The following is a 2,646-nucleotide window of genomic DNA, read 5'->3' as shown; positions in this document are numbered from 1 at the left end:
GCGTAAGGTCAGCGCTCTGTATTCGTGGAGCAAACCATGGCCAAAGTGACCGGCATCGGCGGGGTGTTCTTCAATAGCCGCGGCGACAGCGCCGCGCTGGCATCGCATCGCGATTACCGCATGGCCGTGCCCACGCCCAATCATTTCCTGTCGCTGCTGTTTCTGGCCGGGCTGGCCGCGGCGGCGAATTCCACCGCCGAGGTGCTGGTGGACGGTTATGCCTTGGGTTCGCTGTCGATGACGGCGGTCCAGCTTGATGGCGCGACGAGCTAGCCGGCGATCAGTACACGTCAGCGTGGTTCCTGCACGCGATTGCTGCGCTGGGTACGCAGGCGCGGGCGCAGCCAGTCGGCGAATGCGCCTTCGTCGAGACTGTCTTCGGCAAGTTGCAGCATGTGCAGGTACTTTTCTTCGGCGCTGGCCCGCAAGTCGACATCGTTCATGGCGAGGAACACGCGATAACAAACGTGTGCGGTGCGCTTGTTGCCATCCACGAACGGATGATTGCGCACCAACCCGAAGGCCAGGCTGGCAGCCAGTGCGGCAAGATCCAGTGGCGGGTCGCCATAGGCGAACAACTGCTGCGGACGTGCGAGCGCGGATTGCAGCAAAGACTCGTCGCGCACGCCTTCGCCGCCGCCATGCTCGGACAACTGGCGCTCGTGGATGGCCAGCGCCAGTGCGCGCGTGATCCAGAGAATCATGCGTGCTTACTGCGCCAACTTGCGCAGCAGGTCGCGGTCGTCGCGCATGATTTTCTCGGCCACTTCCATCTGTGCGGCAAACACCGGATCAAACGTGGTCAGGCGGATGCCGTCCGGGGTTTCCAGCACGTACAGCTCATCGCCTTTTTCCAGCCGCAGGCGCGCAAGCAACTCCTTGGGCAGGATGATCCCGGCGGAATTGCCGATGGCGGAAATCTTGAGCTTCATGGTGAACCGCCCGTGCAGGTTATTGACAGAAGTTATAACGATTGTAATACATGCATTGCCCCATCGCAAAACCATTGGATGGGCGGGTGAGTGTCTCGCTGTTGCGTCGATTGGGCATGACGACTGGCCATTTGCCTGTGCAGGGCCGGCCCGGCTACGCTTGCCGCATGAACCGGGCGATTCCTTCCTTCGAGCACGGCTGGCGATGGTGGCGTGGCAATGCCGCCGCTTTCGCCTGCCCATTCGTTTTGAAGGACGTTTCGCATGATCACGCACGCCCAGTTCCAGCAGTACGCCGCTGACGGTTACACCCTGATCCCGGTGGTGCGCGAGGTGCTGTCCGACCTCGACACCCCGCTGTCGGTCTACCTGAAGCTGGCCGACGGCCCGCATACCTATCTGTTCGAATCGGTGGAAGGCGGCGAGCGCTTCGGCCGCTATTCGATCATCGGCCTGCCGGCGCGCACGGTGTACGAATTCCGCGGCCATGCGTTCAGCGTGCGCGCGCACGGCGAGCTGGTCGAAACGCGCGAGGTGGCCGATCCGCTGGCCGAGGTCGAGCGCCTGCGTGCCGCCCACAAGGTGCCGCAGCTGGATGGCCTGCCCGGCTTCAATGGCGGCCTGGTGGGCTGGTTCGGGTTCGAGTGCATCGAATACATCGAGCCGCGCCTGCGCGCCAATGCCAAGCCCGACGAGCTGGGCACGCCCGACATCCTGCTGATGCAAAGCGATGAGCTGGCGGTGTTCGACAATCTGAAAGGCCGCCTGTACCTGATCGTGCACGCCGATCCGCACGCGCCGCAGGCCTGGGCGCAGGCCAACCGGCGGCTGGATGCGCTGACCCACCGGCTGCGCCACGGCGGCGCGCCGTATCCGGAAACCCTGCGTCCGGCGGCGCTGGATGAAGCAGATTTCGTCAGTGGCTTCACCCGCGAGGGCTTCATCGATGCGGTGGAGAAAGCGCAGGACTACATCCGCAGTGGTGATGCCTTCCAGGTGGTACTCAGCCAGCGCATGAGCGTGCCGTTTTCCGCACGCCCGGTGGATGTGTATCGCGCACTGCGCGCATTGAACCCGTCGCCGTACATGTATTTCCTCGATGTCGGCGGCACCCAGGTGGTGGGCTCCTCGCCGGAAATCCTGGTGCGCCAGCAGGCGGGCAAGGTGACGGTGCGGCCGATTGCCGGCACCCGTCCGCGCGGCAAGACGGCGGAAGAAGATCAAATGCTGGAAGCGGAATTGCTGGCCGACCCGAAGGAGCGCGCCGAACATCTGATGCTGATCGATCTTGGTCGCAATGATGCCGGGCGAGTGTCGGTGGCCGGCAGCGTGGAGGTGGGCGAGCAGTTCGTGATCGAACGCTACAGCCACGTCATGCACATCGTCAGCGAAGTGACCGGCGCGTTGCAGAATGGCCTGAGCTATGCCGATGTCCTTCGCGCAACCTTCCCCGCCGGCACCGTCAGCGGCGCGCCGAAGATCCGCGCGCTGGAAATCATCCGCGAGCTCGAACCGATCAAGCGCAATGTGTATGCCGGCGCGATCGGCTACATCGGCTGGCACGGCGATGCCGATACCGCCATTGCCATCCGCACCGCGGTGATCCAGGGCGGCCGCCTGCATGTGCAGGCCGGCGCCGGCATCGTGTTCGATTCCGACCCGCAAAAAGAATGGGAAGAAACCATGAACAAGGGCCGCGCCCTGTTCCGTGCGG

4 protein-coding genes are annotated in these 2,646 nt (G+C 64.0%); 2 read left to right on the top strand and 2 right to left on the bottom strand.

All coding sequences use genetic code 11. The features are described from left to right. Positions 1–36 precede the first annotated feature (36 nt). A complete protein-coding gene (locus IT472_RS08700) occupies positions 37–273 on the top strand; it encodes a hypothetical protein (RefSeq protein WP_297180922.1) in 237 nt (78 codons plus the stop codon). Between the two features lie 17 nt (positions 274–290). On the opposite strand, the gene IT472_RS08695 is transcribed toward IT472_RS08700, so the two are convergent. Together IT472_RS08695 and IT472_RS08690 are read right to left on the bottom strand one after the other, a co-directional pair. Next, a complete protein-coding gene (locus tag IT472_RS08695; RefSeq protein WP_297180920.1) occupies positions 291–704 on the bottom strand; it encodes a type II toxin-antitoxin system death-on-curing family toxin in 414 nt (137 codons plus the stop codon). A gap of 6 nt (positions 705–710) precedes the next feature. After that, positions 711–932 carry an AbrB/MazE/SpoVT family DNA-binding domain-containing protein gene (locus tag IT472_RS08690; protein ID WP_297180918.1) on the bottom strand — a complete coding sequence of 74 codons (222 nt, stop codon included), beginning with the start codon at positions 930–932 and terminating at the stop codon, positions 711–713. A 264-nt stretch (positions 933–1,196) separates the two neighbouring features. Between IT472_RS08690 and trpE the strand changes: the two genes are divergently transcribed. Continuing rightward, a partial coding sequence (trpE, locus tag IT472_RS08685; protein WP_297180916.1) for an anthranilate synthase component I occupies positions 1,197–2,646 on the top strand: 1,450 nt, incomplete at its 3' end.

Origin of the sequence: Thermomonas sp. (assembly GCF_020850895.1) — a bacterium.
Lineage (GTDB): Bacteria > Pseudomonadota > Gammaproteobacteria > Xanthomonadales > Xanthomonadaceae > Thermomonas.
Note: the sequence above shows the minus strand (reverse complement) of the source record. Positions and strands in the feature narration are given on the sequence as shown.

Bases quoted from the DNA above. Each gene is read 5' to 3' on its own strand.
- IT472_RS08700 (WP_297180922.1), top strand. From the start codon at position 37: ATGGCCAAAGTGACCGGCATCGGCGGGGTGTTCTTCAATAGCCGCGGC.
- IT472_RS08695 (WP_297180920.1), bottom strand. From the start codon at position 704: ATGATTCTCTGGATCACGCGCGCACTGGCGCTGGCCATCCACGAGCGC.
- IT472_RS08690 (WP_297180918.1), bottom strand. From the start codon at position 932: ATGAAGCTCAAGATTTCCGCCATCGGCAATTCCGCCGGGATCATCCTG.